2 protein-coding genes are annotated in these 438 nt (G+C 64.4%); one reads left to right on the forward strand and one right to left on the reverse strand.

Translation table 11 applies throughout. The features are described from left to right. Positions 1 to 253, forward strand: a 253-nt coding sequence (locus tag I6F21_RS37935) for a hypothetical protein (protein WP_225184410.1), incomplete at its 5' end; no start/stop codon positions are given. Positions 254 to 269: 16 nt separating this feature from the next. Here I6F21_RS37935 and I6F21_RS37940 read toward each other — a convergent pair. Then, positions 270 to 438, reverse strand: a 169-nt coding sequence (locus tag I6F21_RS37940) for a DUF2783 domain-containing protein (RefSeq protein ID WP_225184411.1), incomplete at its 5' end; no start/stop codon positions are given.

Consider the following 438-nt stretch of genomic DNA (forward strand, 5'->3'; position numbering starts at 1 on the left):
GGATGCTGGAGCGGCAAGGGGAGTACCGGCGTGGCCAGCTTGCCGGAATGCGGCAAGCTGTGCGCTAGTCTGCCGGCTCAAATCGTTCGCCTTTGAACACGCGGCGCGGATTGCCGCGCTCCACCTTGTGATGGAGCGCGCGCCGTTGCGCACGCTGCGCCGCATCGGCCGCCGCGTTATCGTTTTGGCGGAGCGCGTTCCTCTTCGCGCCCACCCCAGCCGCAAGTACGATCAAGCGGAAGCGTTGGAATGATGAAACGTGATGACGCTCAGGTTGCCGTTGCCGCCGGCAATGCAAGCCGCGCCGCCGCCAGCGCTTCACGCAATACCGCCATGTCGCCGATATGGTTCGCGAGCAGCAGGATGAGCTGCGAGTTGAGCATCGCGCTGTGCTCCTCGTCGAGGTTGCGGTGTGCGTCGATCAGCGCTTCGTAAAAG

This window comes from Bradyrhizobium sp. NBAIM03, from assembly GCF_020194055.1.
GTDB classification, from domain to species: domain Bacteria; phylum Pseudomonadota; class Alphaproteobacteria; order Rhizobiales; family Xanthobacteraceae; genus Bradyrhizobium; species Bradyrhizobium yuanmingense.